The sequence below is a fragment of the Streptomyces griseus subsp. griseus genome, from assembly GCF_000720255.1.
Taxonomy (GTDB): Bacteria; Actinomycetota; Actinomycetes; order Streptomycetales; family Streptomycetaceae; genus Streptomyces; species Streptomyces griseus_I.
The window spans coordinates 26,946-53,109 of sequence record NZ_JOJE01000050.1 but is presented as its reverse complement, the minus strand read 5'-3'; the positions used below and the strand labels follow the sequence as shown (position 1 = coordinate 53,109).

Sequence of the window (26,164 nt, the reverse complement as noted above, 5' to 3'; positions counted from 1 at the left end):
GGGGCCGGGGGAGGGGCCGGAGGGACCGGGGGAGCCGGAGGGACCGGGGGAGGGGCCGGAGGGACCGGGTGAGGCCCCGGAGGGACCGGGGCGGGGGCCGGGGAGGCGTGAGTGAGCGGCGGGATGAGAGGTGTCGGGTGACGGTGGATCGGGGCGGCGGAGGGGTTCGGGTGAGGGGACCGGTGGAGCGGAGGGGTTCGGGTGACGGGTGACCGGTGGAGCGGAGGGGTTTCGGGCGATGGGTGAGATGGAGTTGGGGGCGGTCGGGATGTGTGTCGGGGCGGCGGTGTGGCTGCTCGGTGGGTGGGACTCCGGTGCGCGGCGGGCGCAGTTGCTGTTCGCGGGCGGGGGAGTGGTGGCCGCCGGGCCGACCTCCTGGCAGCGGCTGGCTCACGAAATGCGGCGCGTTCAGGGCAGGTGGCGGGCGGAGTGGTGGTCGCTGGCCGCCGGGCTGGCGCTGGCCGTGTGGGGCGCCTCGGTGCTGCCGGTCGTCGCGGGGGCGGCCGGAGTGCCACTGCTGCGACGGACGCGCCTGGAAAGGGAGGCGCGGCGCGCACGGGAGCGCCGAGGGGACGCGGTGATCGCGTTGTGCGCGGCGCTCGCCGGGGAGGTGCGCGGCGGACGGCAGCCCGCAGAGGCGCTGCTGCGGGCCGCGCGTGACTCCCACGGGCTCGGCGACGCCCAGGCCCCGGTGCTGGCGGCGGCCCGGTTCGGCGGCGATGTACCCGAAGCACTGGCGTCCGCGGCACGGCAGCCCGGGGCCGAGGGGCTGCTCGGGCTCGCCGCGTGCTGGCGGGTGGCCGTGGACCAGGGCGCGGGCCTCGCGGCCGGACTGGACCGACTGGAAGAAGCGTTGCGCACGGAACGGGACCAACGCCTGGATCTGCGGGCCCAGTTGGCAGGCGCGCGCTCGACAGCGGTGATGCTCGCGTGCCTGCCGGTGCTGGGCCTCCTGCTCGGCACGGCGATGGGCGCCGACCCGCTGCACGTCCTGTTGCACACCGGGGCGGGATTCGGCTGTCTGCTCGTCGGCGGGGTGCTGGAGGGCGCGGGGCTGTGGTGGGCACTGCGGATCGTCCGAGGAGCGGAGGGGGCGGCGTGAACGGGGAAGTTGTCCACAGGCTGTGGGCAGTGGTGGGGGTTGGGCTCCTCCTCGGATGGCCGGTGAGCTGGTGGGCGAGGGCGCGACGCGAGCGAAGGGCGCGGCACCGGGTGGCCACGCTGCTCGCCCTGGAAGTGGTGACTGTCGGGCCCCGGATCGAGGTGCGGGACGCTGCTCGGCAGTGGGGGCCGCTGGCGGGAGTCGTGGCCGCCGGGTGGTTCGTGGTCGGGGGCGTCGCGGGTGTCGTGGTGGGCGTGGCCGCCGCGGTCGGACTGTGGCGGTGGCGGCTGCGGCGGGAGGCCGTCGGCTTGGCGAAGGAGGCCGAGGGCGCGGAAGCGGCGCGGCAACTCCCGCTCGCGGCCGATCTCGTGGCCGCCTGCATCGCTGCGGGGGCCGGTCCGGTGATCGCGGCGCAGGCCGTCGGAGAGGCCTTGGACGGGCCCGTGGGGGAGGCGTTGGCGCGAGGGGCGGCGGAGGTGCGGCTCGGCGGCGAACCCGGCGAGGCGTGGCGGAGGCTGGCCGCGATACAGGGCGCCGGGGCGCTGGCCCGGCTGTTGGAGCGGGCCGATGTGTCCGGTCTCCCGGCGGCGGGACCGGTCGCCCGGCTCGCCGCGGACGCCCGCGCCGACTGGGCGCGCACCGCGACGGCCCGGGCACGCCGGGCGGCGGTCATGGTCACCGCCCCGGTGGGGCTGTGCTTCCTGCCCGCCTTCATCGCGGTCGGTGTCCTCCCCGTGGTGATCGGGCTCGCGGGCGAAGCGATGGGAGGGGGTGGTCGATGACGGTGTGGCGCGGATGACGACGCCGGCCGCCGGCCGAGCGACGAACAGCGAGTGAGCAGTGGCAACGAACCAGTCGAGACCTTACGGGGGTTGGAATGTACAAGGCGGTACGGGCGCGGCTGCGTGCCCTGGTGTGCAGGGCGCGGGCGGCGCGGAGGGACGCGGGGATGGTCACCTCCGAGTACGCGATGGGGATCATCGCGGCGGTGGGGTTCGCGGTGCTTCTCCACAAGGTGGTGACGAGCGGGGAGGTCACCGCGCAGTTGCAGGCCATCGTGCAGAGGGCGCTCAGTGCGGGGATGTGAGCGGCGGTCGGACAGCGGGTTCGTTACGGCGGAGTCCGCAGTGGTGCTGCCCGTGCTGGTGGCGTTCGCGATGGCGCTGGTGGGGTGGCTGCTCGTGGTGGCCGCGCAGATCCAGTGTGTGGACGCGGCCAGGACGGGCGCCCGCGCCGCGGCCCGGCAGGACCCGGCCGACGCGGTGGCCCGGGTGACCCGGGAGGCGGCCCCCCAGGGGGCGACGGTCACAGTCAGCCGCGAGAAGGACCGGGTCCGCGTGGTCGTCGTGGCCAAGCCGAGACTGCTGCGTGGGCTGCCGTTCGAGGTACGGGAGGAGGCCGTGGCGGACGCGGAGGAGAGGGTGGGGTCGTGAGGGGCACAGGGAGGCGCAGCGGGGGCGGGAGAGGCCGTGGCTCGGACCGTGGGTCTGCCACCGTCTGGAGTGTCGGGGTGATCGCCGTGCTGTGTGTGGTGTTCGGCGTGGTGCTCGCTCTGGGGCAGGCGGTGGTGGCCCGGCACCGTGCGGCCGGCGGCGCGGACCTCGCGGCGCTGGCGGCAGCCGATCACTGGGCCGAGGGGCGTGAGGCGGCCTGCGCGCGGGCGGGCCGGATCGCCGAGGCCCAGGGCACGCGGCTGGTGCGGTGCGCGGTGGTGGGCGACGTCTCGGACGTGACGGCGGCCTCCGGCGCGGGGCTCTTCGCCGCCCAGGTCAGGGCGCGGGCGGGCCCTGCGGAGCCCGAGTGACGGCGGCCTCCGGTGCGGGGCCCTTCGCCGCCCAGGTCAGGGCGCGGGCGGGCCCTGCGGAGCCGACCCCGCAGGCTCCTCCGCCGCCGGAGACGGCCCCCTCTCCAACGGCTGCTCCTGCGGCGCCGTAGCCTCCGGCCCCTTCTCCGGCGGCCCCTCCTCCGGCGCCCCTCGAAGCAGCACGGTGAGGAGGCGTACCGCGCCCCTCTTGTGCAGGGGGTCGTTGCCGTTGCCGCACTTGGGGGACTGGATGCAGGACGGACAGCCGGCGTCGCACTCGCAGGAGGCGATGGCCTCGCGGGTGGCGCCGAGCCAGGCGCGGGCGGTGTGGAAGGCGCGCTCCGCGAAGCCCGCGCCGCCGGGGTGGCCGTCGTAGACGAAGACCGTCGGGAGGAGGGTGTCGGGGTGCAGCGGGATGGACACGCCGCCGATGTCCCAGCGGTCGCAGGTCGCGAACAGCGGCAGCATGCCGATGGAGGCGTGCTCGGCGGCGTGCAGGGCGCCACCGAGGATCTCCGGGTTGATCCGGGCCGCGTCGAGTTGGTCCTCGGTGACCGTCCACCACACGGCCCGGGTACGGAGCGTGCGGGGAGGGAGGTCGAGCTTCGTCTCGCCGAGGACCTCACCGGTGATGACACGTCTGCGCAGGAAGGAGACCACTTGGTTGGTGACCTCGACGGAGCCGTAGCAGAGGCGGCCGTCGCCCCACGGGATCTCGACGTCCGTCTCCAGGACGGAGATCGCCGTGGTGTCGCGGGCGACCGTCGCGTAGGGCGGGCTGGCCTCCTCGACCAGCGCGACGGAGTCCTCCAGGTCCAGGGAGCGGACGAGGTAGGTGCGGCCCTGGTGGAGATGGACGGCGCCCTCGTGGACGGTCGTATGGGCGGCGCCCGCGTCGACCGTGCCGAGCAGGCGTCCCGTGCCCTCCTCGACGATCTGGACCGGCCGGCCGCCCTCGCCGCGGATGTCGGTGAGGTCGGCGGCCCGCTCCCGGCGCGTCCAGTGCCACGCCTTGGCACGGCGGCGCAGCAGCTTCGCGTTCTCCAGCTGGGGCAGCAGGCTCTCGGTCTCGGGGCCGAACAGCTCCAGGTCCTCCTCCGTCAGCGGCAGCTCCGCGGCGGCGGCGCACAGGTGGGGGGCGAGGACGTAGGGGTTGTCCGGGTCGAGGACGGTGGACTCCACCGGCCGGTCGAACAGGGCCTCCGGATGGTGGACGAGGAAGGTGTCCAGCGGGTCGTCGCGGGCGATCAGGACGGCCAGGGCTCCCTGCCCGGACCGTCCGGCCCGGCCGGCCTGTTGCCACAGCGAGGCGCGGGTGCCCGGATAGCCGGCGATCAGGACGGCGTCGAGGCCGGACACGTCGACGCCGAGTTCGAGCGCGGTGGTGGCGGCGAGGCCGAGGAGCTCGCCCGAGTGCAGGGCCCGTTCGAGGGCGCGGCGCTCCTCCGGGAGATAGCCGCCTCGGTACGCAGCGACACGTCGGGCGAGTGAGCGGTCGACCTCGGTGAGGCGCTCCTGGGTGATCACCGAGATCAGCTCGGCGCCGCGCCGGGAGCGTACGAAGGCGACGGTGCGGACGCCCTGGAGGGTCAGGTCGGTCAGCAGGTCGGCGGTCTCTGCGGTGGCGGTACGGCGGACGGGGGCGCCCTTCTCGCCCTGCATCTCGGTGAGCGGCGGCTCCCAAAGGGCGAACACCAGTTCCCCGCGGGGAGAGGCGTCGTCGGCGACCTCGACCACCGGCAGGCCGGTGAGGCGGCGGGCGGCCACCGCGGGCTCGGCGGCGGTCGCGGAGGCCAGCAGGAACACGGGGGAGGCGCCGTAGCGGGCGCAGAGGCGGCGCAGGCGGCGCAGCACCTGGGCGACGTGGGAGCCGAAGACACCGCGGTAGGTGTGGCACTCGTCGATGACGACGTACTTCAGCGCCTTCAGGAAGGAGGACCAGCGGGGGTGGGACGGGAGTATGCCCCGGTGGAGCATGTCCGGGTTGGTCAGGACGTAGTTGGCGTACTGGCGAATCCACTCGCGTTCCTCGAACGGGGTGTCGCCGTCGTAGACCGCGGGGCGCACCGAATGGCCCAACGGTTGTGAAAGTTCCTTCACAGCTCGGCACTGGTCCGCCGCGAGCGCCTTGGTGGGGGCCAGGTAGAGCGCGGTGGTTCCGCGGCCGTTGGGGGCCTCGGAGCCGTCCAAAAGCGTGGAGAGGACCGGGACGAGATAGGCCAGGGACTTGCCGGACGCGGTGCCGGTGGCGACGACCACGGATTGGCCGTCCAGGGCATGCTCGGCCGCCTGGGCCTGGTGGGCCCACGGGTGCTCGATGCCCGCGCTCCGCACGGCGGCGACGACCTCGGACCGGATCCGTTCCGACCAGACGGCATGGCGACCCGCACGTGCGGGCAAGTGCTCCGTATGAGTGATGCGCGATGCCCGGCTCGGCCCGGAGGCGAGCCGGTCCAGGACCGTGCCCGGCGAGGGGCTGGACGCGGTGTCCGTCGAGGATCGATCGGATCGGTGATTCTTGGCCATCGGCACCGAGTGTGTCACTGGCGTGACGGACAATGGAGCCAAGGCGTCGTGCACGCCTGCCGGTAAGTGATTGAATGCCATCGCGGCTGGCGAACCGTCCCGGGGGCTTCAAGCCGAGGTGCCCGAGGGGCGACCGCTCGATAGCAAGGTGCTGGAGGATCCGTGGACCTGTCCCTGTCGACCCGTACCGTCGGCGATCGTACGGTCGTCGAGGTCGGTGGCGAAATCGACGTATATACCGCGCCCAAGTTGCGCGAACAGCTGGTCGAGCTGGTGAACGACGGGAATTTCCACCTCGTCGTAGACATGGAGGGCGTGGACTTCCTCGACTCCACCGGGCTCGGCGTGCTGGTCGGCGGCCTGAAGCGAGTGCGTGCCCATGAGGGCTCGCTGCGCCTGGTCTGCAACCAGGAGCGCATTCTGAAGATCTTCCGCATCACCGGTCTGACCAAGGTGTTCCCGATCCACACCTCGGTCGACGAAGCGGTGGCGGCCACCGACTGACACCGGTCCCGGGCCCTGTGCCCGGGCCGGCCGAAGTTCGGTGGCATGAAGGCAGAGCTTCGGCAGAAGTAACAAGTACGGGGGGTCGGGCTCGGCGGCCCGGCCCCTCTACAGCACGCCCGTAGTTCCGAGGGGGATGCATGGCCACCGTTGAACTCCGCTTCAGCGCGCTGCCCGAGCACGTCAGGACCGCCCGGCTGGTGGCGGCAGCGGTGGCGCGCAGGGCCGGAGTGGACGAGGCCGTCCTCGACGAGGTCAGACTCGCCGTCGGTGAGGCCTGTTCGCGTGCCGTCGGGCTGCACCGCACCAGCGGTGTCAGTGAGCCGGTGAAGGTGGTGCTGATCGAGGAGGAGAAGCAGTTCTCCATCGAGGTCGGCGACGAGGCGCCGCACGCGGTCCCCGGTGACCGGGCGTCCGGCGCGCCGGACGACGACATCGAGGCCGAGGAGGACGACATGGGACTCGCGGTCATCAGCGGTCTCGTCGACGACGTCGAAGTGACCACCGGGGCGCACGGCGGGCAGATTCGCATGACCTGGCCGACCGCGCCGTCGGCCCCCGTGCCCGCCTGATCCAACCCCTTCGCGACACCCGAAAGGCCCTGCTCAGCAGGGCCTTTTTCGCGTTTATCAGATTCGTGAAGAAATTCACGATCAATGTCCTGATAATTTGATCAAGCATCAATCTACGCGTCAATGCTTTCAAGGCGTTACCACTATCGGGTTCACTGGCGGGTACGGGAAGGCTAATTCCGTTTACCGCCACCTGTTTTGATCAGGTTCCGGTACCTACAATCCGTCCACATCTTGAGCTCAGCCCAAGCGTCAAGGAGGACGAATGGCGGGGCTTTCTACCCCTCATCAGTTGGATCACCCCACAACCCTCGCGGCGGCCGTGCTGACCGACGACAACCGCGTCCTCGTGATGGTCATCGGGCTCGTCGCACTGGCCGCGCTGGTGGTCGCGGGCGTGCTGGTGCGCCAGGTACTCGCGGCGGGCGAGGGCACCGACAGCATGAAGAAGATCGCGGCGGCGGTCCAGGAAGGCGCCAACGCCTATCTGGCACGGCAGTTGCGCACGCTCGGCGTATTCGCCGTGGTCGTGTTCTTCCTGCTCATGCTGCTGCCCGCGGACGACTGGAATCAGCGTGCCGGACGGTCGATCTTCTTCTTGATCGGCGCGGTGTTCTCGGCGGCCACCGGTTATATCGGTATGTGGCTCGCCGTGCGCAGCAATGTGCGTGTCGCCGCGGCGGCCCGAGAAGCGACACCGGCGGAGGGCGAGCCGGAAAAGGATCTCACCACCGTCTCGCACAAAGCGATGAAGATCGCTTTTCGCACGGGCGGCGTCGTCGGCATGTTCACGGTGGGGCTCGGCCTGCTCGGCGCCTCCTGTGTGGTGCTGGTGTACGCGGCCGACGCGCCGAAGGTGCTCGAGGGCTTCGGCCTGGGCGCCGCACTGATCGCGATGTTCATGCGAGTCGGCGGCGGCATCTTCACCAAGGCCGCCGACGTCGGCGCCGACCTGGTCGGCAAGGTCGAGCAGGGCATTCCGGAGGACGATCCGCGCAATGCCGCGACCATCGCCGACAACGTGGGCGACAACGTCGGCGACTGCGCGGGCATGGCGGCCGACCTCTTCGAGTCGTACGCCGTGACCCTGGTCGCCGCGCTGATCCTCGGCAAGGCGGCCTTCGGCGACGCCGGTCTCGCGTTCCCGCTGCTCGTGCCCGCGATCGGCGTGCTCACGGCGATGATCGGCATCTTCGCCGTGGCACCGCGCCGCACGGACCGCAGCGGCATGAGCGCCATCAACCGCGGCTTCTTCATCTCCGCGGTGATCTCGCTGGTGCTGGTCGCGCTGGCCGTCTTCGTCTACCTCCCGGGGAAGTACGCCGACCTAGACGGCGTCACCGACGTGGCGATCAGCGGCAAGAGCGGCGATCCGCGGATCCTCGCCCTGGTCGCGGTGGCGATCGGCATCCTGCTCGCGGCCGTCATCCAGCAGCTGACCGGCTACTTCACCGAGACCACCCGCCGCCCGGTCCGGGACATCGGCAAGACCTCGCTGACCGGCCCGGCCACCGTCGTCCTCGCCGGTATCTCCGTGGGTCTGGAATCGGCCGTCTACACCGCCCTGCTGATCGGCCTCGGCGTGTACGGGGCGTTCCTGCTCGGCGGTACGTCGATCATGCTGGCGCTCTTCGCGGTGGCCCTGGCCGGCACCGGCCTGCTCACCACGGTCGGGGTGATCGTGGCCATGGACACCTTCGGTCCGGTCTCCGACAACGCGCAGGGCATCGCCGAGATGTCCGGCGACGTCGAGGGCGCCGGCGCGCAGGTGCTCACCAACCTGGACGCCGTCGGCAACACCACCAAGGCCATCACCAAGGGCATCGCCATCGCTACCGCCGTACTGGCGGCGTCGGCGCTGTTCGGGTCCTACCGTGACGCGATCACGACCGGAGCCGCGGACGTCGGCGAGAAGCTCTCCGGATCCGGCGCGCCGATGAGTCTGATGATGGACATCTCGCAGCCCAACAACCTCGTCGGTCTCATCGCGGGCGCCGCGGTCGTCTTCCTCTTCTCGGGGCTGGCGATCAACGCCGTGTCGCGGTCGGCGGGTTCGGTGGTGTTCGAGGTGCGCCGGCAGTTCCGGGAGAAGCCCGGGATCATGGACTACACCGAGACGCCGGAGTACGGCAAGGTCGTCGACATCTGTACCAAGGACGCCCTGCGCGAGCTCGCCACGCCCGGACTGCTCGCCGTGATGGCGCCGATCTTCATCGGCTTCACGCTCGGCGTCGGGGCGTTGGGCGCGTATCTCGCCGGCGCGATCGGCACGGGCACGCTGATGGCGGTGTTCCTCGCGAACTCCGGAGGCGCGTGGGACAACGCCAAGAAGCTCGTCGAGGACGGCCACCACGGCGGCAAGGGCAGCGAGGCCCACTCCGCGACGGTGATCGGCGACACGGTCGGTGACCCCTTCAAGGACACCGCGGGGCCCGCGATCAACCCGCTGCTGAAGGTGATGAACCTGGTGGCGCTGCTCATCGCGCCCGCGGTGATCAAGTTCAGCTACGGCGACGACAAGAGCATCGGCGTACGGATCATGATCGCGATCTTCGCCCTCCTCGTGATCGTCGTAGCGGTGTACATCTCCAAGCGGCGCGGCATCGCCGTGGGTGACGAAGACAACGCCGAGCGGGTGTCCAACTCGGCCGATCCTGCGGTGGTTTCGTAGATCGGCGTCACGAGGCCCAGCTCACAGGGCGGGCGGGAGGCGCGTATCGTCGCGTCGACCGCCCGCCCTGTCCGCGTTCGTGCGCGCATCGTGAGCCTTCTCTCGCATGGTGCAAATGGCGGCAAGAGCTGACGAAGCAGTCATCCGTCACACAGCTGCCACCCCCATGCCGTGTATGTTCCGGGGCCGAGAGCCATGGAAGGGACCGATCCGGTGAACAAGAAGCTCGCGGCCGCACTGTCCGGCGGTGCGGTACTGGTAGTGGCGCTGACGGGATGCACCAGCGGCGACGACGGCAACAAGGAACTCGACGCCTGGGCCAAGAAGGTCTGCGACGCGCTGCCGGCGCAGGACACGAAGGTCGACGCGGCCAACGAGGCGATCAAGCAGGCCGCCACGGACAACAAGTCGCCCGAGGCCGTCCAGAAGACCGACTCGCAGGCGTTCCAGGACATGTCCGACGCCTACAAGGCGCTCGCCACGACCGTTCAGCAGGCCGGGCCGCCCCCCGGCGTCGAGTCGGGCGGCAAGAAGCAGCAGGACGCCGTCAAGGCGCTCAACGCCCTGTCCACGTCGTACGCCGACCTGAAGAAGCAGGTGGACGGGCTCGACACCAAGGACCAGGGGAAGTTCGCGGACGGCCTCCAGGACGTCGCGACCGAGCTCGGGAAGCTCAGCAAGAGCAGCAACACCGCGCTGAAGAACCTGGAGAACGGTGATGTGAAGTCGGCGATGGCCAAGCAGGCCAGCTGCAAGAAGGTCGCCGCCTCCGCCTCGGCCAAGGCGACCCAGGGCTGATTCCGCCCGCGCGGGCGGTCGCGGGACACAATGGGGGGCGTGAGTAACGCCACCCAGTCCCCCCTGCCCTCCTCCGACCGCCCCGACGTCGCCGCGCGGCTGCGGGACGCCCTGCTCAGGGCCTCCTTCACCGCCGACGGCCTCCTCGACCTGCTCGGCGCCCCCGCGTACGCGGCGCTCGCGCGCAGCGAGACCGTTCCCGCGCTGCGGGCGACACGTGGTGACACGCCGCTGGAGGCCCTCGTCCGGCTGTTCCTGCTCCAGCAGCCCGTGCCGCACGCGCGCGTGGAGGGCGTTCTGCCCGTCGACGAGTGCGTGGAGAGCGGGTGGCTGGTGCGGGTCGGCGGGGACTCAAAGGTCTCCGGGGCCACCGGTGCCTCCGGGAATTCCGGGGGCGATGTCGCCGCGACCGTGGACGTACGGCCGTACGGAGGGCCCGACGGCGAGGACTGGTTCATCGTGTCCGACCTCGGGTGCGCCGTCGGCGGCGCCGGGGGCATCGGCAGCCGCGACGAGGGTGTCGTCCTGGGCGTGGGCGGTGCCTCCATGACCCTCGCCGGCATCACCGTCCGTACGCCCGTCTCCTGCGCGCTCGACCTCGGCACCGGCTCCGGGATCCAGGCGCTGCACGCCGCACAGCACGCCACGCGCGTGACGGCGACCGACCTCAACCCACGCGCGTTGCACATCACCGCGCTCACGCTGGCCCTGTCCGGCGCCCCCGCCGCGGACCTGCGCGAGGGATCCCTGTTCGAGCCGGTCCGCGACGACGAGACGTTCGACCTGGTCGTGTCGAACCCGCCCTTCGTCATCTCGCCGGGCGCACGGCTCACCTACCGCGATGGCGGGATGGGCGGGGACGATCTGTGCCGCACGCTCGTTCAGCAGTCGGGGGAACGGCTCAATGAGGGCGGGTTCGCGCAGTTCCTCGCCAACTGGCAGCACGTGGAGGGGGAGGACTGGCAGGACAGGCTCAGGGCGTGGGTGCCGCGCGGTTGTGACGCGTGGATCGTGCAGCGCGAGGTGCAGGACGTCGCGCAGTACGCCGAGTTGTGGCTCAGGGACGCCGGCGACCACCGCGGCGACCGGGCCGATTACCAGGCGCGGTACGACGCGTGGCTGGACGAGTTCGAGGCGCGCAAGGTGAGGGCCGTCGGCTTCGGCTGGATCACCCTGCGCAAGACGGCTGCCGCCGAGCCCGTCATCACGGTGGAGGAGTGGCCGCACTCGGTCGAACAGCCGCTCGGGGACACGGTCCGGGCGCACTTCGACCGTCTCGACTACCTGCGCGCCCACGACGACGCGGCCCTGCTCGAGGGGCACTTCCGGCTCGCCGCCGAGATCGTCCAGGAACAGGTCGGTCTGCCGGGCGCCGAGGACCCCGAGCACGTCGTGCTGCGCCAGCACCGCGGTATGCGCCGGGCGACCAAGGTGGACACGGTGGGCGCCGGGTTCGCGGGCGTCTGCGACGGCTCGCTCAGCGCGGGCCGCATCCTGGACGCCATCGCCCAACTGGTCGGCGAGGACCCGGTCCTGCTGCGCGACCGCACGCCCGCGCAGATCCGGCTGCTCGTGGAACAGGGGTTCCTGGACCCGGCGTAGGGCCGGGTGCATGCCCGCCCGCTGAGCAGGGGGCCCACCCGCCGGTCTCAGGGGCGCGCCGAGAGTTGCGGGGGCGCGCCCGAGAGTCGCGGGGGCGTGCGCCGGACCTGCGTGCGCCACGACTGGCCCGCGTCGACGCTCCGCTGTGTCGACGCTCCGCTGTGCGGCAACGCATTCGAGTCGACCTGGACGCCCGGTTCCGAGCGCCTTGTGATCGGTTGGGTGACCGATGAGGACGACTGGAAGGCCGGTTTCACCAAGATCGTGTGCACGGTCGGTCGGGTCGGCAGAAAGAAGACGACCGGAAAAATACCCGCGCCCGGTTCGGTCCGAGTCCGCAGGCGCTTCGGTCCGCGGCCGGCGAGGCACGGCCGGGGCGGGGTCACCGCGCCGTCAGCCCCGCGTTCACCCGCTGTTCGCCCGGACGCCGCCCACGCGTGTCAGCCTCCCGGGGCGGCGCGTATGGGCGGACGCAGAGGGGGAGCGGACGAGCATGGAGAGCGGACCGGCGATCTTCGCGGGAGTGGTGTTCGCCCTGTTCGGAGGCGGGCTCCTGGCGTGGACCGCGACGCGTGTGCGGCACGGTGAACCCGTCGTGGACGGTGTGAGCCCGGTCGCATCGGCGACCCTCGCGACCCTCGTGTCGGTGGCGTCGCTGGCTCTCGGCGCGTGGTGCTTCACCCGCCTCTGAGGGAACGGCCGATGCCCTGGGAAGGCCTTTCCGAAATGGGGCACGACGGCACGCGTCCGTAATTGAGAGGTCACGCTCCGGATGGCCCGGAAAGACCTGGTGGGTACTCCGGGCGGCAGGAATGGCGGTAGTCGGGTTACCGTTCGAGTGGCCGTTGCGGGCTTTTCCCGTTTGACACGGGGGCGGGATGTACCGTCACACTCCGCAGCGTCACCACGACCCAGCCCCGGGACGAAGCCTGGGGAGGCCCCAGCGTCGACCGGAGAGAAGAGCGAAGTTGTCCCCCACCAGCGAGACCGCGAAGGGCGGCCGCCGACTCGTGATCGTCGAGTCGCCTGCCAAGGCGAAGACGATCAAGGGCTACCTCGGCCCCGGCTACATCGTCGAGGCGAGTGTGGGGCACATCCGCGACCTTCCCAACGGCGCCGCGGAGGTGCCCGAGAAGTACACCGGCGAGGTGCGCCGCCTCGGTGTGGACGTCGAACACGACTTCGAGCCGATCTATGTCGTCAACGCCGACAAGAAGGCCCAGGTCAAGAAGCTCAAGGACCTGCTGAAGGAGTCCGACGAACTCTTCCTCGCCACCGATGAGGACCGCGAGGGCGAGGCGATCGCCTGGCACCTCCTGGAGGTCCTCAAGCCCAAGGTGCCGGTCAAGCGGATGGTCTTCCACGAGATCACCAAGGACGCGATCCGCCAGGCCGTCGCCAACCCGCGCGACCTCAACCAGCGCATGGTCGACGCCCAGGAGACCCGCCGCATCCTCGACCGCCTCTACGGCTACGAGGTCTCGCCGGTCCTGTGGAAGAAGGTCATGCCGCGGCTGTCCGCCGGTCGTGTCCAGTCCGTCGCCACCCGGCTCGTCGTCGAGCGGGAACGCGAGCGCATCGCGTTTCGTTCCGCCGAGTACTGGGACCTGACGGGCACCTTCGCCACCGGCCGGGCCGGTGACCCGAGCGACCCGTCGTCCCTGGTCGCCCGCCTCCAGACCGTCGACGGCAGGCGGGTCGCGCAGGGCCGCGACTTCGACTCCCTGGGACAACTCAAGAGCGCGAACACCCTCCACCTCGACGAGGCGAACGCCCGCGCCCTCGCCGCCGCCCTGGAGAACACCCGGTTCGCGGTGCGGTCCGTCGAGTCGAAGCCGTACCGCCGCTCGCCGTACGCCCCGTTCCGTACGACGACGCTGCAGCAGGAGGCCAGCCGCAAGCTGGGCTTCGGCGCGAAGGCCACCATGCAGGTCGCGCAGAAGCTGTACGAGAACGGCTACATCACCTACATGCGTACGGACTCCACGACGCTGAGCGACACCGCCGTGGCGGCCGCCCGCGCCCAGGTCACGCAGCTGTACGGCGCCGGCTACCTGCCGGAGCAGCCACGCACGTACGCCGGGAAGGTCAAGAACGCCCAGGAGGCCCACGAGGCCATCCGCCCCTCGGGCGACCGTTTCCGCACCCCCGCCGAGACGGGGCTGACCGGCGACCAGTTCAAGCTCTACGAACTGATCTGGAAGCGGACCGTCGCCTCCCAGATGAAGGACGCGACCGGCAACAGCGTCACGGTCAAGATCGGCGGCACGGCGGCCGACGGACGGGACGTCGAGTTCAGCGCCTCCGGCAAGACGATCACCTTCCACGGCTTCCTGAAGGCCTACGTCGAGGGCGCCGACGACCCGAACGCCGAGCTGGACGACCGCGAGCGCCGGCTGCCCCAGGTCGCCGAGGGCGACGCGCTCAGCGCCGAGGAGATCACGGTCGACGGGCACGCCACCAAGCCCCCGGCCCGCTACACCGAGGCCAGCCTGGTCAAGGAGCTCGAAGAGCGCGAGATCGGCCGACCGTCGACGTACGCCTCGATCATCGGCACGATCCTCGACCGCGGCTACGTCTTCAAGAAGGGCACGGCCCTCGTGCCGTCCTTCCTGAGCTTCGCCGTGGTCAACCTCCTGGAGAAGCACTTCGGGCGGCTCGTCGACTACGACTTCACCGCCAGGATGGAGGACGACCTCGACCGCATCGCCCGCGGCGAGGCCCGTGCCGTGCCGTGGCTGAAGCGGTTCTACTTCGGCGAGGGCACTGGCGAGGGTGGTGCGGCGGACGCCGGCAACGGCGACGGGGACCACCTCGGCGGCCTCAAGGAGCTCGTCACCGACCTGGGCGCGATCGACGCGCGCGAGGTCTCGTCGTTCCCCGTCGGCAACGACATCGTGCTGCGGGTCGGGCGCTACGGCCCCTACATCGAGCGCGGCGAGAAGGACACCGACAACCACCAGCGCGCGGACATCCCCGACGACCTGGCACCCGACGAACTGTCCGTCGAGCTCGCCGAGGAACTGCTCGCCAAGCCGAGCGGCGACTTCGAGCTGGGCGCCGACCCGGTGACCGGCCACCAGATCATCGCCAAGGACGGCCGCTACGGCCCGTACGTCACCGAGGTGCTCCCCGAGGGCACCCCGAAGACGGGCAAGAACGCCGTCAAGCCGCGCACGGCCTCGCTGTTCAAGTCGATGTCGCTGGACACGGTGACGCTCGAGGACGCGCTGAAGCTGATGTCGCTGCCGCGTGTCGTCGGCAAGGACGCGGAGGGCGTGGAGATCACCGCGCAGAACGGCCGCTACGGCCCGTACCTGAAGAAGGGCACGGACTCGCGGTCCCTCCAGTCCGAGGACCAGCTCTTCACGATCACGCTGGAGGAGGCCCAGGCGATCTACGCCCAGCCCAAGCAGCGTGGACGCGCCGCCGCCAAGCCGCCGCTGAAGGAGCTGGGCGCCGACCCGGTCAGCGGCAAGCCGGTCGTCGTCAAGGACGGTCGCTTCGGGCCGTACGTCACCGACGGGGAGACCAACGCGACCCTGCGCTCCGGCGACAGCGTCGAGACGATCACGCCCGAGCGCGGGTTCGAGCTGCTCGCCGAGAAGCGGGCGAAGGGGCCCGTGAAGAAGACGGCGAAGAAGGCGCCCGCCAAGAAGGCTCCGGCCAAGAAGGCGACGGCCGCGAAGAAGACCGCGGCGAAGACGACGGCGGCGAAGAAGGCGACGGCCAAGACGGCGGCGAAGAAGGCGCCCGCCAAGAAGGCGACGGCCGCGAACTCGGCGGCGGAGGACTGAGCGCACTTCCCCGCACGTTTTCTCGCACGTTTTCTCCACCGCTTCTCCATCGCGGCTTCGCAAAAAGAACGCCCCGGCATCACTTTGGTGTCGGGGCGTGCGCACGTCAGGGCGGGCTCGCCGCGGTGTCGGTGCTGCCCGATAGGCTGAAAGCATGACGCGAGCCGAGCAGCCAACGGCCCCCAACCCGGCCCCAGACGACGCCCTGGTAGCGGACTCCCGCGAGCGCGCCGTTCGCGCCCTGCTACGCCAACCTCAGCTCAAGCGACTGTGGAGCGCCCAACTCGTGGGCGGTACCGGTGACGCCCTGGCGTTGCTGGTGCTCGTCCTCCTCGTCCTTCAGGCGGCCATCGCCGAGGGCTCGTTCGGGGGCGGCTATCGAGGCGTGGCGTTCGCAGTGGCGACCGTCTTCGGGGTGCGGATTCTGGCCACACTTCTCTTCGGTGCCGTACTCCTCGGCCCCCTCACCTCGCTCACCTCCCAGGACGGCCCACTCGACCGCCGCTGGACCATGGTCGGCGCGGACGGCGTGCGCGCCGTGCTGCTGATCATCGCGCCGCTGTGGATCGACTGGACGCCGGACGACGCGCTGGCCCTCCTCCTCGTCACCGGCTTCGTGATCGGTGTCGCCGAACGTTTCGGGACGGTCGCCCGCGAGAGCGCCGCCCCCGCCCTGCTGCCCGCCCCGCCCCCGGAGGGCGCGACGGTACGGCCGCTGCCGGACCACATGGACGCACTGCGCCGCCTGTCGCTGCGCACGAGCTTCGTGTCGATCCCCCTCGCGGCCGCCGCGCTCGTCGTCGCGGCGCTCGTCAACAACCTGCTCGGCGCGGGCATCGACTGGTTCGACCAGCACCAGGCCGCCCTCGGCTCGTACGTGGCGGCCGGGCTGTTCGCCGCCTCCGTGTCCGTGCTGACGTTCCTGGAGCTGCCCGCCACGCGCACCCCGCGCGCGCGGTCGCCGCTGGAGGGGCTGCGCCGCCCCAAGACCGTTTCGGGCGTCGACAAGGGCCGCACGGGTGCGATCCCGCTGCTGGTGCTCACCTGCGCGGCCGTCGCCGGGGCGATCGCCGCCGCGGTCGCCGTGTCGGTGCTGCACGCCAAGGACCTCGGCGGCGGCCCGGTGCTGTACGGACTGCTGGTGCTCGCCCTGACCGGCGGTGTCGTGCTCGGTATCCGTACGGCGCCGGCCGTGCTGCCCGCCCTGTCCCGCCGCCGGCTGCTGGCGCTGGTGATCGCCTTCACCGGCATCGCGCTCCTCGCCGCCGGACTGGTCCCGGACGTCACCCTGGTGCTGCTGATCGACGCGCTGGCCGGAGTCGGCGCGGGCATGGCCGCCAACATCGGGCACACGCTGCTCGACCAGGAGGCCGAGGACTTCCGCCGACCGCGCACGACCGAGCACCTGCACGCGGTCGTACGGGTCTCCGTGGCGCTCGGCGCGCTCCTGGCGCCCGTGGTGGCCGGGGCGATCGGTCCGCACCGCCTGGAGAACGGCAAGTTCGTCTTCGCCCACGGCGGGGCCGCGTTCACGCTGATGCTGGTGGGCGCGCTGCTGCTGCCGGTGGCCGCGCTGGTGCTGGCCAAGGTGGACGACCGCTCCGGCGTGCCGCTGCGGCACGACCTGCGGGACGCGCTGCTGCGCGGCGACGACCCGGCGCAGGCACCGGCGGACTCCGGCTTCTTCATCGCCCTGGAGGGCGGCGACGGCGCCGGGAAGTCCACGCAGGCGGAGGCGCTCGCCGAGTGGATCAGGTCCAAGGGCCACGAGGTGGTGCTCACCCGCGAGCCGGGCGCCACGCCCGTGGGCAAGCGGCTGCGGTCGATCCTGCTGGACGTGTCCAGCGCCGGCCTGTCGCACCGCGCGGAGGCCCTGCTGTACGCGGCGGACCGCGCGGAGCACGTCGACACGGTCGTGCGGCCGGCGCTGGAGCGGGGCGCGGTCGTGATCTCCGACCGTTACATCGACTCGTCGGTGGCCTACCAGGGGGCGGGCCGTGATCTGTCCCCGACCGAGATCGCGCGGATCTCGCGCTGGGCGACCAACGGGCTCGTACCGCATCTGACGGTGCTGCTGGACGTCTCCCCGGAGAAGGCCCGCGAGCGGTTCACCGAGGCGCCCGACCGTCTGGAGTCGGAGCCGGCCGAGTTCCACGCGCGCGTGCGGTCCGGCTTCCTGACGCTGGCCGCCGCCGACCCCGGCCGCTACCTGGTCGTCGACGCCGGGCAGGAGGCCGAGGCCGTCACGACGGTGGTCCGGCACCGGCTCGACCAGCTGCTGCCGCTGTCCGAGGCCGAGGTGAAGGCCCAGGAGGAGGCCCGCCGCAAGGCGGAGGAGGAAGCACGCAGGAAGGCCGAGGAGGAGGCCGCCCGCAAGGCCGAGGAGGAGCGCCTGGAGCGGGAACGCCAGGAGCAGCTCGCGCGACTGCGTGCCGAGGAGGAGGAGCGCAAGCGGCGCGAGCTCGAGGAGGCGCAGCGGCGCGAGGCCGAACGGCAGGCGGAGGAGGCCCGGCAGCGGGCCGAGGAAGCGCGCAGGAGGGCCGAGGAGGAGCGGGCCAGGCTCCTCGCCGAGGAGAAGGCCCGCGCCGAGGAGGAGGCCCGCCGCAAGGCGGAGGAGGAGCGGCGCCGCAAGCAGGCGGAGGAGGAGGCCCGGCTGCGTGCGGAGGCCGAGGCGCTGCGCCTGGAGAAGCAGCGCAAGGCCGAGGAGGCGCTGCTGCGGGCCGAGGAGGCACGCCGGGCGGCCGAGCAGGCGGCGGCCGCCGCGCAGGCGGGCCCGCGTCCCACGACTCCCACGGCATCGCACACGCCCGCGGCCCCCTCGGACGCGGCGACCGTCGCGACACCGGTCGTGACCCCGACGAACGCGTCGGGCGGCCCGGTCGAGGAGACGGCGGTCCTGCGCCCCGTGCGGGACGACAAGGGCGGCAAGGGCGCGGCGCGTGAGCAGGCCTCCGGCGGCCCCGACTCCGAGGTGACGGCGGAGCTGCCGCAGCCGCCGGTGCCCGGTGCCGGCTCGGGGCCGGCCGATGAGACGGCGGTACTGCCGCCGGTACCGCCGGGTGCGGCTGATGAGACGGCTGTGCTGCCGCCCGTGCCGCCGGGTGCGGCCGATGAGACGGCTGTGCTGCCGCCCGTGCGCGGGGAGGACGCCGACCGGGTGCCGCCCGTACGTGGCGAGGACCCCGCCGACCGGGTGCCGCCGGGGTTCTTCCGTGACGAGCGCGCGGTGCCGGATCCCGACGGTTCCGACGACCGTACGCGGGAGTTGCCCCAGCTCGACGAGGAGGGCACACCGCGGCGACGCTCCCGGTCCGACTGGGCGGAGGAGACCCCGCTCGACGACCTGCCGACGCTGGCGGACGAGCTGCTGGGCCCGCACCAGGAGGGCGGCTTCGACGACGACCGTCGTGGTCGGGGACGGGGCCGGGGCCGGCGGGACTGAGCTTCGTCAGTTCTCGCGCCCGTCTGCCCCGCAGTGTTGGCGCCCCCGGCTGTCACTGGGGGCGCGCACAATGGAGCCGGAACGTGTGGGTGTGAGGGAAGGGCGGGGTGAGGCGGTATGACCGTCTGGGATGACCTGGTGGGGCAGGAGAGGGTGAGCGGGCAGCTCGACGCGGCCGCCCGGGACGCCGACGCCCTGGTCACCGCGGCCGCCGTGAGCGCCCCGCCGCCCGAGGCGTCGAGGATGACGCACGCCTGGTTGTTCACGGGGCCACCCGGGGCGGGGCGGACGCAGGCCGCGCGGGCGTTCGCGGCCGCGTTGCAGTGCGTGAGCCCCGACCGCGCCCTCGGCGGCACCCCGGGCTGCGGCTTCTGCGACGGCTGCCACACCGCGCTGGTGGGCACACACGCCGACGTCACCACGGTCGCCGCGGTCGGTACGCAGATCCTCGCCGAGGACATGCGGGACACGGTCCGCAAGTCATTCACCTCGCCGGCCAACGGCCGCTGGCAGGTCATCCTCGTCGAGGACGCCGAGCGGCTGAACGAGAAGTCCGCCAACGCCGTCCTCAAGGCCGTCGAGGAGCCCGCCCCGCGTACCGTCTGGCTGCTGTGCGCGCCCTCCATCGAGGACGTCCTGCCCACCATCCGCTCCCGCTGCCGCCACCTGAACCTGTGCACCCCGTCCGTCGAGGCCGTCGCCGACATGCTCGTCCGCCGCGAGGGCATCGAACCGGACGTCGCCCTCGCGGCTGCCCGCGCCACGCAGGGCCACGTCGACCGGGCCCGCCGCCTCGCCACCGACCCGGCCGCACGCCGGCGCCGCGCGGCGGTACTGAAGCTGCCGCTGCGCGTCGAGGACGTCGGCGGCTGTCTCAAGGCCGCCCAGGAGCTCGTGGACGCGGCCTCCGAGGACGCCAAGGTCCTCGCCGAGGAGATGGACACCAAGGAGACCGAGGAGCTCAAGGCGGCGCTGGGCGCGGCCCAGGGCGGCCGGCTGCCGCGCGGTACGGCCGGTGTGATGAAGGACCTGGAGGACAAGCAGAAGCGGCGCAGGACGCGTACCCAGCGCGACAGCCTCGATCTCGCCCTCACCGACCTGACCGCCTTCTACCGCGACGTCCTCGCCCTTCAGTTCGGCTCGCGCGTGGCGATCGCCAACGCCGACGCAGAGGACGCCCTGGAGCGGATCGCCCGCGGCAGCAGCCCCGAGTCCACCCTGCGCCGTATCGAGGCGATCGGCGCCTGCCGTGACGCCCTTGACCGCAATGTCGCCCCGCTGCTCGCGGTGGAGGCGATGACGATGACCCTGAGAGCGGGCTGACGTATGTTGACGGCGTAACTCGTCCGTGGCACTTTGCGCACACAGAGCATCCATCACGTCGCGCAGAGTTACGCTCGACCGATGTACCTCAGGCGCTCTCCCCGCAGGTCCCGCCTCGGTGCCGCCCTTCTCGGCGTCGCGGCGCTGCTCGTCTCTGCCTGCTCCTCCTCCAGCGGCCCGACGGCGGGTTCCGCCGGCGCGGCGGACGCGGCGCTGGCCGCGCTGCCGCGGGCCACGCCGTCCGCGCTGGCGCCGTACTACGCGCAGCGGCTGACCTGGCGCGACTGCGGCGTCCCCGGCTTCGAGTGCGCCACGCTGAAGGCGCCGCTCGACTACGCCAGGCCCGACGCGGGGGGCGTACGGCTCGCGGTCGCCCGCAAGAAGGCCACCGGACCGGGGAAGAAGCTCGGCTCGCTGCTGGTGAACCCGGGAGGGCCGGGCGGCTCGGCGGTCGGCTACCTCCAGCAGTACGCCGGCATCGGCTACCCGGCCGCGGTCCGGGCCCGCTACGACATGGTCGCCGTCGACCCACGGGGCGTGGCCCGCAGCGAGCCCGTGGAGTGTCTCGACGGGCGGGAGATGGACAGGTACACGCAGACGGACGTCACGCCCGACGACCAGCGGGAGACCGATGCGCTGGTCGCGTCCTACCGGAAGTTCGCGGAGGGGTGCGGGGCGGACGCGCCGAAGCTGCTGAGGCATGTCTCGACCGTGGAGGCGGCGCGGGACATGGACCTCCTGCGGGCGGCGCTGGGGGACCGGAAGTTGACGTATGTGGGGGCGTCGTACGGGACGTTCCTCGGGGCGACGTACGCGGGGCTCTTCCCGGACCGGGTGGGTCGGCTGGTCCTGGACGGCGCGATGGACCCCTCGCTGCCCGCGCGGCGGTTGAACCTCGACCAGACGACGGGGTTCGAGACGGCGTTCCAGTCGTTCGCGAAGGACTGTGTGCGGCAGTCCGACTGTCCGCTGGGCGGGCGGGGCACGACACCCGGCCAGGTCGGCAAGAACCTCAAGGCGTTCTTCCGGAAGCTCGACGCGCGCCCCCTCCGCACCGGCGATCCGGACGGACGCAGGCTCGGCGAGGCCCTCGCCACGACGGGCGTGATCGCGGCGATGTACGACGAAGGCGCCTGGGAACAGCTGCGCGAGGCGCTGACCACGGCGATGAAGGACAACGACGGCGCGGGTCTGCTCGCCCTCGCCGACAGCTACTACGAGCGGGACCCCGACGGCCGCTACACCAACCTGATGTTCGCCAACGCGGCGGTGAACTGCCTGGACCTGCCCGCCGCGTTCTCCTCCCCCGAGCAGGTCCGCGGCTCCCTCCCGGCCTTCGAGAAGGCGTCCCCCGTCTTCGGCGAGAGCCTGGCCTGGGCGACCCTGAACTGTGCCTACTGGCCGGTGCGGCCGACGGGTGAGCCCCACCGCATCGAGGCGAAGGGCGCCGCCCCGATCGTCGTCGTCGGCACGACCCGCGACCCGGCGACCCCCTACCGCTGGGCCCGGTCCCTCGCCGACCAGCTCTCCTCCGGTCGCCTCCTCACCTACGAGGGCGACGGCCACACCGCCTACGGCCGCGGCAGCGCCTGCGTCGACACCACGATCAACACCTACCTCCTGCGCGGCACCCCGCCCCCGACGACCGGAAAACGCTGCTCATAGTCACGCCCCCAGTCCCCTCCGGGGCCCTCCGGGGGCGTGGTCGGAGCACCCCCGGAAACTGTGTAGACTTACCGACGTTGCTGATCGCACCATAGTGCGGACAGCGCGCCGCCTTAGCTCAGATGGCCAGAGCAACGCACTCGTAATGCGTAGGTCTCGGGTTCGAATCCCGAAGGCGGCTCTTTCTAAGCCCAGCCCAGACAGTGTCTGAGCTGGGCTTTCTCGTTCAGCGGATGCGGCGGCGGCGTTGAGCGCGGGCTGTGCGGCTGACTGCGGTCTCAATGCTGGTCTCAATGCTGCCGCTCCTGGGTCGTCCCCCTGCGGTGCATCGCATCTGGCAGGTGAGCTCGGGGCCCCCTCAGTTCACTCGATCTGGCTGGCCTGGGGGTACGGCAGGACCTCCATGTCGCCCACGCGCGAGAGGCTATGGGCAGTGGTGTCACATGCTGGGTCCTGCCGCGGGCCTCAGGCGCCGTGAGGGCCCGGCGGCGATGGTGAGTGGCTACCGGCCAGGCATGAATGGACCTCATGCGAGCGGCGCCAATGTGCGCAGCCATGCGTGTGAGCCGCTGATGATCGTGCTGCTCGACGGGGCCCAGCCCGCCGCCGGGCCTTCCTGGGGCCCAGAATGGGGCCGGAAGGACAGAGAAACCCCGGGAGTGATCACCAAACCCCGGGCACCCCAATGCGTGGAGCTCTTCAGTCGCGGTTTCGATGATCATGCCCTCGCCGACCGGCTGCCGGGCCTCTTCCTGCTTCGGGGCGCGTTTCTCAGACTCAGTGAGTGTCGGGCTCCGGGTCCGGCAGGGGGAGTTCGTCGAGGTCGAGGGTGAAGGTGCGGCCGTCGGCCAGGGGGATGGGGAGCTTGCCTGTGCCGTATGCGCGGGTGCGGGCGGTGCTGTAGCCGCTGGAGGTGGGCTCGGTGTGCAGGACGACTTCCCGGGCGTAGGGATCCACGACGAGGTAGACGGGGATGCCGTACCGGCCGTACTTCGCGGTGCAGTCGTCGTAATCCTTGCGTGCCGAGGACGTGGAGACGACCTCCGAGATCAACAGGACGTCCTCGAAGCTGTAGCGCTTGCCTTCCTTGCGCGCATCCTCGCGCAGGATGGCCAGGTCAGGGGCGGAGTTCTCGTCGGCGGGGAAGTCGATGTAGACGTCCGAGGTGACCTTCGCGTGACGGCCGAGGGCGAGAGAGTCGATCTGCATCGACCTGATCGTGCTGGAGTGCTCTTCGCTCTGCGGGGTCATGATGATCTTTCCGTCGACGCCGAAGAACACCACGTATCCCGCGGGGAACTCGGTGTGCGTGATCGCGTCGACACTCATGGACGGTGCTCCTTCCCGTGTGCCGTCATGATACGGCGGACAGAGCCGTCCCACGGGTGGACTTCCGTGGCGTGCGCGCACCACAGGGGGGAACCGTTCCGCACGAGCGGACGCCGTGACGCGGGGCGTGAGCTGGGCCCGTAGGTGTTCGGACCCAACAGCCGGCGTTGGGTGACCTCCAGGGGCGGCGGGCACCTTCCGGGTGGCCATGGGGTGCCGGACGCCTTTGGACGTTGCGGTACGAGGTACCGGCGTCCGGTACGACGCATGTGGTTTGATCAGGCACAATGGCGTCTGGCGGCATCAGTCGTCACCAGGGCCGGGCGGGCTGGATGAGCACGAGGTCCGCCGCTGTCCCGCCTGGGCCCGCCGGGTCACCCTCGCGATGCCGGCCCACGCCTTCCTCGCCGACGAACACGCACACCGGCCCACGCCGGACGACGTGATCCCGTATGTCCTGCAACGAGATCTGCCGCCTGTTCATCGCGCTCGTCGTCCGGCCCGCCCGCGAACGGCCCACTCACTTGCCTGGTCCGATTGGCGCGGCCGCCCACCAGGCACGATCACGCACCAGTCACTACCGGAGGCGAACCGCTGGGACGACAGGTGCGTGCGGGTGAACTGCAGGGGCAGCGCGCCCGGCAGGGTGAGGTCGGTGGCGGTCATCAGCATCGCGCCGGTCGCCACGTCGATCGGTTCGCCCACGCAGGGGGTGCGTTCGGCGTTGCGGGCGGCCGGGCCGAGGTCGACCAGGTCGGGGCGAAGGGACGGCGGCGCAGCAGCAGTGGAGTGGTGTCGCCGAGGCCTTCCATGCCGGCCTTGAGCACACCGGCGCCGCCGCCCAGGACGCCGCCGAAGAGCATGCCGTCCTTGGCGGCCTGGTTGACCTCGTCCAGGCTGAGTCCGTCCTGCAGTCCGGTCGCGATCTTCAGCGGCTGGGCCACTGCGAGGTCGACGGCGATCGACTCGACCCCGCCGAACGCGGCGGCGACCAGCGCGCCGGCAGCGATCTCGGCGACCGTGGCGGTGACGGCGACGCCCAGCGTGGCACCGAACTCGATGACGGCGTCGGCCGCGGCGACCGCCGCACCCGAGGCCAGACCAGCAGTGAAGAAGGCGAGGGCGACCCCGCCCGCGATGACGCGGCGTCGATGCCGATCTGTGTCCACAGCTTGGTGATGGCGCGTCGATGGCGTCGGCGAACTTGTCCAGCGCCTTGGCCATCTCCCGCGAGGAGTCGGCCAGATCGCTCAGCCAGCCCCCGGACTCACCCTTGGCACAGCGGTCCCAGAACTTCTCGAACGCGCTGATCGACTCACCCGTGTTGTGATGGATGACCGACGACGCGCTGCGGTGCACCGGTGCCCGGACGTCGTCCACGGCGCCGGCGAAGGTACGCCAGGCGTCCGCCGCGCTGCGCAGCTTGCCGGAGTCGGCCTCCGGCCACCACATGCGGGTGTGCCCGCGATCTGCACGCGTCAGGCTTTGATGACCTCGACGGCGGGTCCACAGAGCAGACTGATGTCCTCAGGGTCGGAGGTGAGGACGGTGACTGGTCTTGGCGCCGAGCGCGCAATGGCCGCGAGGACGGCGTCGACAGCGTACTTGTGGCCGCTGAGTTGGTGATCGCGCAACAGTGCTGCCGCTTGGTCGGTGACGCCCTTGGTGACGTCGTGGACGTCGATCCGGGAGAGTACCCACCGGATGCGGGCGGGGTGGATGCGCTCGTAGTCTGCCTCGAGCGTGGTCATGGCGGTCGTGGCCACTCGGATGCCTTCTTCCGACGCGGCTTGGACGAGAGTCAGGACGGTGCGGTCCTTGAGGTAGAGCTTGGACAGGCCCTCGCTGTCGAGGAGGAGCGTGCCGGGCATCAGGCTGCGGCACCGCTCGAGTCGCGCTGATCATGGCGCAGTACGGCGCGGGCCGCTTCGATCTCTTCCCGGGACAGCGGGTCGTTGTCGGTCTTGAAGTCGGCGACGATCTCGCGAAGCTTGTCCATGGCCACACGCTGCTCGAGGGCCTCGGCTACGTAGGCGGAGAAGCCGCCTGGACCTACATGGGTACGTGCGGCCTCGGCGAGGTCTTCGGGGAGGCTGATCGAGTACTTCTTGCTACCACTCATGGGTTCGATCCTACCAACGGTAGCAATTCGGCGTATGAAGCCGGGCTGGGCATATGGCCTGCTCAGTTGGGTGAGCGCCCCGACCGACAGCCCGCAGCTCTCGGGCAGAGGCCGTGCTCCCCTTCAACGGCCCCCAGCCGCGGGGCCCCGGCAGAGAGCGGGGCCACCAGCCCACACGGACACAGTGGCCTCCTGGGCCCGAACGCTGTATCCGCGCACTCAGCTCTGCACAAGCCCATGCAGCCGGCTGCGGGGTCCCGCGCTCCCTCGTCCACGCTTCCCGTGGGCGGGCCGCCCACCCCTTCGGAGGTGCTGGAATGGCAACCACGACGACCGGGACGGCGCGAGATCATCGGTGACGACTGGCAGCTCACCATCGCGATTACGGACTCGCCGATGCCGGTGACCGAGGACTGCGACACCGGCTATGGCTGTGCGTCCAGCTGTGCATCCTCCTGCACCAGCTGACCTCAGCCCCTCGTAATGCGTAGGTCTCGGGTTCGAACCCCGAAGGCGGCTCCACTGGGACCCCAGGTCAGATGAAAGGGGATGATGGGCAGCGGAACGGGCGTCAGTGTTGCGCGCCAGTCGTCGCTGAGGGTCAGTTTCATGGTCGATGCGGCCTCATGTGATGTGCGGGGTCGTCCACGTAGGCCGAGCGGGCCCGGGGAGGCGTAGCGACCGCCGGCGTAAAGGGATGCGGGTGCTGCTGCCCCAGGTCGGAACACGGCCCGGGGTTGAGTGTTGGGCCACGCCCGGCAGGGGGCATCCAGACTTGACGGCCTCTCGGAATCGCGGTCGACCGGTCAACCCCGCCGGGCTTAGCGTCGAGGGGTGATGACGGCTGAAGCTATGAGGCTCCTCAAGGAGCTTGCCGCCGAGGGAGTTTCGCCCTGGTGGGCGGCTT

Annotated in this window: 21 protein-coding genes, 1 tRNA gene and 1 pseudogene; 16 read left to right on the top strand and 7 right to left on the bottom strand. The window is 71.5% G+C overall.

What is annotated here, in order from left to right; genetic code table 11:
• The first annotated feature begins 247 nt into the window (after nt 1–247).
• The 5 genes from IG99_RS38635 (at nt 248) to IG99_RS38615 (ending at nt 2,906) form a co-directional block, all read left to right on the top strand.
• Nucleotides 248–1,102: a type II secretion system F family protein gene (locus IG99_RS38635; protein WP_199815703.1), complete on the top strand. Its 855-nt coding sequence runs from the start codon at nt 248–250 to the stop codon at nt 1,100–1,102.
• Nucleotides 1,099–1,884, top strand: a complete 786-nt coding sequence (locus IG99_RS38630; protein ID WP_037682703.1) for a type II secretion system F family protein — start codon at nt 1,099–1,101, stop codon at nt 1,882–1,884. The genes IG99_RS38635 and IG99_RS38630 overlap by 4 nt, the downstream gene beginning before the upstream one ends.
• A gap of 95 nt (nt 1,885–1,979) precedes the next feature.
• Nucleotides 1,980–2,189, top strand: a complete 210-nt coding sequence (locus IG99_RS38625) for a DUF4244 domain-containing protein (RefSeq protein ID WP_037682701.1) — start codon at nt 1,980–1,982, stop codon at nt 2,187–2,189.
• Entirely contained in the window at nt 2,176–2,535 is a 360-nt protein-coding gene (locus tag IG99_RS38620; RefSeq protein ID WP_078948171.1) for a TadE family type IV pilus minor pilin, read from the top strand. Before IG99_RS38625 ends, IG99_RS38620 begins: the two co-directional genes overlap by 14 nt.
• On the top strand, nt 2,532–2,906 hold the full coding sequence (locus IG99_RS38615; RefSeq protein ID WP_037682697.1) for an Rv3654c family TadE-like protein: 375 nt from the start codon (nt 2,532–2,534) through the stop codon (nt 2,904–2,906). Before IG99_RS38620 ends, IG99_RS38615 begins: the two co-directional genes overlap by 4 nt.
• Before the next feature lie 36 nt (nt 2,907–2,942).
• Here IG99_RS38615 and IG99_RS38610 read toward each other — a convergent pair whose 3' ends face one another.
• Nucleotides 2,943–5,513, bottom strand: coding sequence for a DEAD/DEAH box helicase (locus tag IG99_RS38610; protein WP_234312107.1), 2,571 nt, complete (start codon nt 5,511–5,513; stop codon nt 2,943–2,945).
• A gap of 81 nt (nt 5,514–5,594) precedes the next feature.
• Here IG99_RS38610 and bldG point away from each other — a divergent pair, with 81 nt between their 5' ends.
• From bldG to IG99_RS38555, 11 genes are all read left to right on the top strand, one after another.
• Complete coding sequence (gene bldG / locus IG99_RS38605) at nt 5,595–5,936, top strand: anti-sigma factor antagonist BldG (RefSeq protein ID WP_009189842.1); 342 nt, start codon at nt 5,595–5,597, stop codon at nt 5,934–5,936.
• Nucleotides 5,937–6,076: 140 nt separating this feature from the next.
• Nucleotides 6,077–6,508, top strand: coding sequence for an ATP-binding protein (locus IG99_RS38600; protein ID WP_037682691.1), 432 nt, complete (start codon nt 6,077–6,079; stop codon nt 6,506–6,508).
• Nucleotides 6,509–6,773: 265 nt separating this feature from the next.
• On the top strand, nt 6,774–9,179 hold the full coding sequence (locus tag IG99_RS38595) for a sodium-translocating pyrophosphatase (protein ID WP_037682689.1): 2,406 nt from the start codon (nt 6,774–6,776) through the stop codon (nt 9,177–9,179).
• A 195-nt stretch (nt 9,180–9,374) separates the two neighbouring features.
• Nucleotides 9,375–9,977, top strand: a complete 603-nt coding sequence (locus IG99_RS38590) for a hypothetical protein (RefSeq protein WP_037682687.1) — start codon at nt 9,375–9,377, stop codon at nt 9,975–9,977.
• 30 nt (nt 9,978–10,007) lie between these two features.
• Nucleotides 10,008–11,579 (top strand): DUF7059 domain-containing protein, encoded by a 1,572-nt coding sequence (locus IG99_RS38585; RefSeq protein ID WP_199815702.1) that lies wholly within the window; start codon nt 10,008–10,010, stop codon nt 11,577–11,579.
• Nucleotides 11,580–12,072: 493 nt separating this feature from the next.
• The gene (locus IG99_RS38580) at nt 12,073–12,270 is read left to right on the top strand and encodes a hypothetical protein (protein ID WP_037682685.1); all 198 of its coding nucleotides are present in this window, start codon (nt 12,073–12,075) and stop codon (nt 12,268–12,270) included.
• Between the two features lie 277 nt (nt 12,271–12,547).
• Complete coding sequence (gene topA / locus IG99_RS38575) at nt 12,548–15,376, top strand: type I DNA topoisomerase (RefSeq protein WP_037682683.1); 2,829 nt, start codon at nt 12,548–12,550, stop codon at nt 15,374–15,376.
• Nucleotides 15,377–15,530: 154 nt separating this feature from the next.
• Nucleotides 15,531–18,818 (top strand): dTMP kinase, encoded by a 3,288-nt coding sequence (gene tmk / locus IG99_RS38570; protein ID WP_037682681.1) that lies wholly within the window; start codon nt 15,531–15,533, stop codon nt 18,816–18,818.
• 117 nt (nt 18,819–18,935) lie between these two features.
• Entirely contained in the window at nt 18,936–20,141 is a 1,206-nt protein-coding gene (locus IG99_RS38565) for a DNA polymerase III subunit delta' (RefSeq protein ID WP_037682680.1), read from the top strand.
• An 81-nt stretch (nt 20,142–20,222) separates the two neighbouring features.
• Complete coding sequence (locus IG99_RS38560) at nt 20,223–21,806, top strand: alpha/beta hydrolase (RefSeq protein ID WP_037682679.1); 1,584 nt, start codon at nt 20,223–20,225, stop codon at nt 21,804–21,806.
• Between the two features lie 107 nt (nt 21,807–21,913).
• A tRNA-Thr gene (locus tag IG99_RS38555) sits at nt 21,914–21,987 on the top strand.
• Nucleotides 21,988–22,583: 596 nt separating this feature from the next.
• Here the strand turns inward: IG99_RS38555 and IG99_RS38550 are convergent.
• From IG99_RS38550 to IG99_RS38530, 6 genes and pseudogenes are all read right to left on the bottom strand, one after another.
• Nucleotides 22,584–23,135 carry a Uma2 family endonuclease gene (locus tag IG99_RS38550; protein WP_037682677.1) on the bottom strand — a complete coding sequence of 184 codons (552 nt, stop codon included), beginning with the start codon at nt 23,133–23,135 and terminating at the stop codon, nt 22,584–22,586.
• Between the two features lie 480 nt (nt 23,136–23,615).
• Nucleotides 23,616–23,801 carry a DUF6531 domain-containing protein gene (locus IG99_RS50940; RefSeq protein ID WP_234312108.1) on the bottom strand — a complete coding sequence of 62 codons (186 nt, stop codon included), beginning with the start codon at nt 23,799–23,801 and terminating at the stop codon, nt 23,616–23,618.
• Nucleotides 23,801–24,304, bottom strand: a complete 504-nt coding sequence (locus tag IG99_RS50935; RefSeq protein WP_037682676.1) for a hypothetical protein — start codon at nt 24,302–24,304, stop codon at nt 23,801–23,803. Before IG99_RS50935 ends, IG99_RS50940 begins: the two co-directional genes overlap by 1 nt.
• Nucleotides 24,305–24,335: 31 nt before the next feature.
• Nucleotides 24,336–24,587: pseudogene (locus IG99_RS52420) on the bottom strand (WXG100-like domain-containing protein); the annotation flags it as partial.
• 26 nt (nt 24,588–24,613) lie between these two features.
• Nucleotides 24,614–25,006 carry a type II toxin-antitoxin system VapC family toxin gene (locus IG99_RS38535; RefSeq protein ID WP_037682675.1) on the bottom strand — a complete coding sequence of 131 codons (393 nt, stop codon included), beginning with the start codon at nt 25,004–25,006 and terminating at the stop codon, nt 24,614–24,616.
• Complete coding sequence (locus IG99_RS38530; protein WP_037682674.1) at nt 25,006–25,257, bottom strand: hypothetical protein; 252 nt, start codon at nt 25,255–25,257, stop codon at nt 25,006–25,008. Before IG99_RS38530 ends, IG99_RS38535 begins: the two co-directional genes overlap by 1 nt.
• Nucleotides 25,258–26,164: the final 907 nt, after the last annotated feature.

Bases quoted from the DNA above. Each gene is read 5' to 3' on its own strand.
- IG99_RS38535 (WP_037682675.1), bottom strand. From the start codon at position 25,006: ATGCCCGGCACGCTCCTCCTCGACAGCGAGGGCCTGTCCAAGCTCTAC.
- tmk (WP_037682681.1), top strand. From the start codon at position 15,531: ATGACGCGAGCCGAGCAGCCAACGGCCCCCAACCCGGCCCCAGACGAC.
- IG99_RS38560 (WP_037682679.1), top strand. From the start codon at position 20,223: ATGTACCTCAGGCGCTCTCCCCGCAGGTCCCGCCTCGGTGCCGCCCTT.
- IG99_RS38595 (WP_037682689.1), top strand. From the start codon at position 6,774: ATGGCGGGGCTTTCTACCCCTCATCAGTTGGATCACCCCACAACCCTC.
- IG99_RS38565 (WP_037682680.1), top strand. From the start codon at position 18,936: ATGACCGTCTGGGATGACCTGGTGGGGCAGGAGAGGGTGAGCGGGCAG.
- IG99_RS38625 (WP_037682701.1), top strand. From the start codon at position 1,980: ATGTACAAGGCGGTACGGGCGCGGCTGCGTGCCCTGGTGTGCAGGGCG.
- IG99_RS38610 (WP_234312107.1), bottom strand. From the start codon at position 5,513: ATGGCATTCAATCACTTACCGGCAGGCGTGCACGACGCCTTGGCTCCA.
- IG99_RS38600 (WP_037682691.1), top strand. From the start codon at position 6,077: ATGGCCACCGTTGAACTCCGCTTCAGCGCGCTGCCCGAGCACGTCAGG.
- IG99_RS38580 (WP_037682685.1), top strand. From the start codon at position 12,073: ATGGAGAGCGGACCGGCGATCTTCGCGGGAGTGGTGTTCGCCCTGTTC.
- IG99_RS38590 (WP_037682687.1), top strand. From the start codon at position 9,375: ATGGAAGGGACCGATCCGGTGAACAAGAAGCTCGCGGCCGCACTGTCC.
- IG99_RS38550 (WP_037682677.1), bottom strand. From the start codon at position 23,135: ATGAGTGTCGACGCGATCACGCACACCGAGTTCCCCGCGGGATACGTG.
- IG99_RS38585 (WP_199815702.1), top strand. From the start codon at position 10,008: ATGGGGGGCGTGAGTAACGCCACCCAGTCCCCCCTGCCCTCCTCCGAC.
- IG99_RS38635 (WP_199815703.1), top strand. From the start codon at position 248: ATGGAGTTGGGGGCGGTCGGGATGTGTGTCGGGGCGGCGGTGTGGCTG.
- IG99_RS50940 (WP_234312108.1), bottom strand. From the start codon at position 23,801: ATGACCGCCACCGACCTCACCCTGCCGGGCGCGCTGCCCCTGCAGTTC.
- IG99_RS38530 (WP_037682674.1), bottom strand. From the start codon at position 25,257: ATGAGTGGTAGCAAGAAGTACTCGATCAGCCTCCCCGAAGACCTCGCC.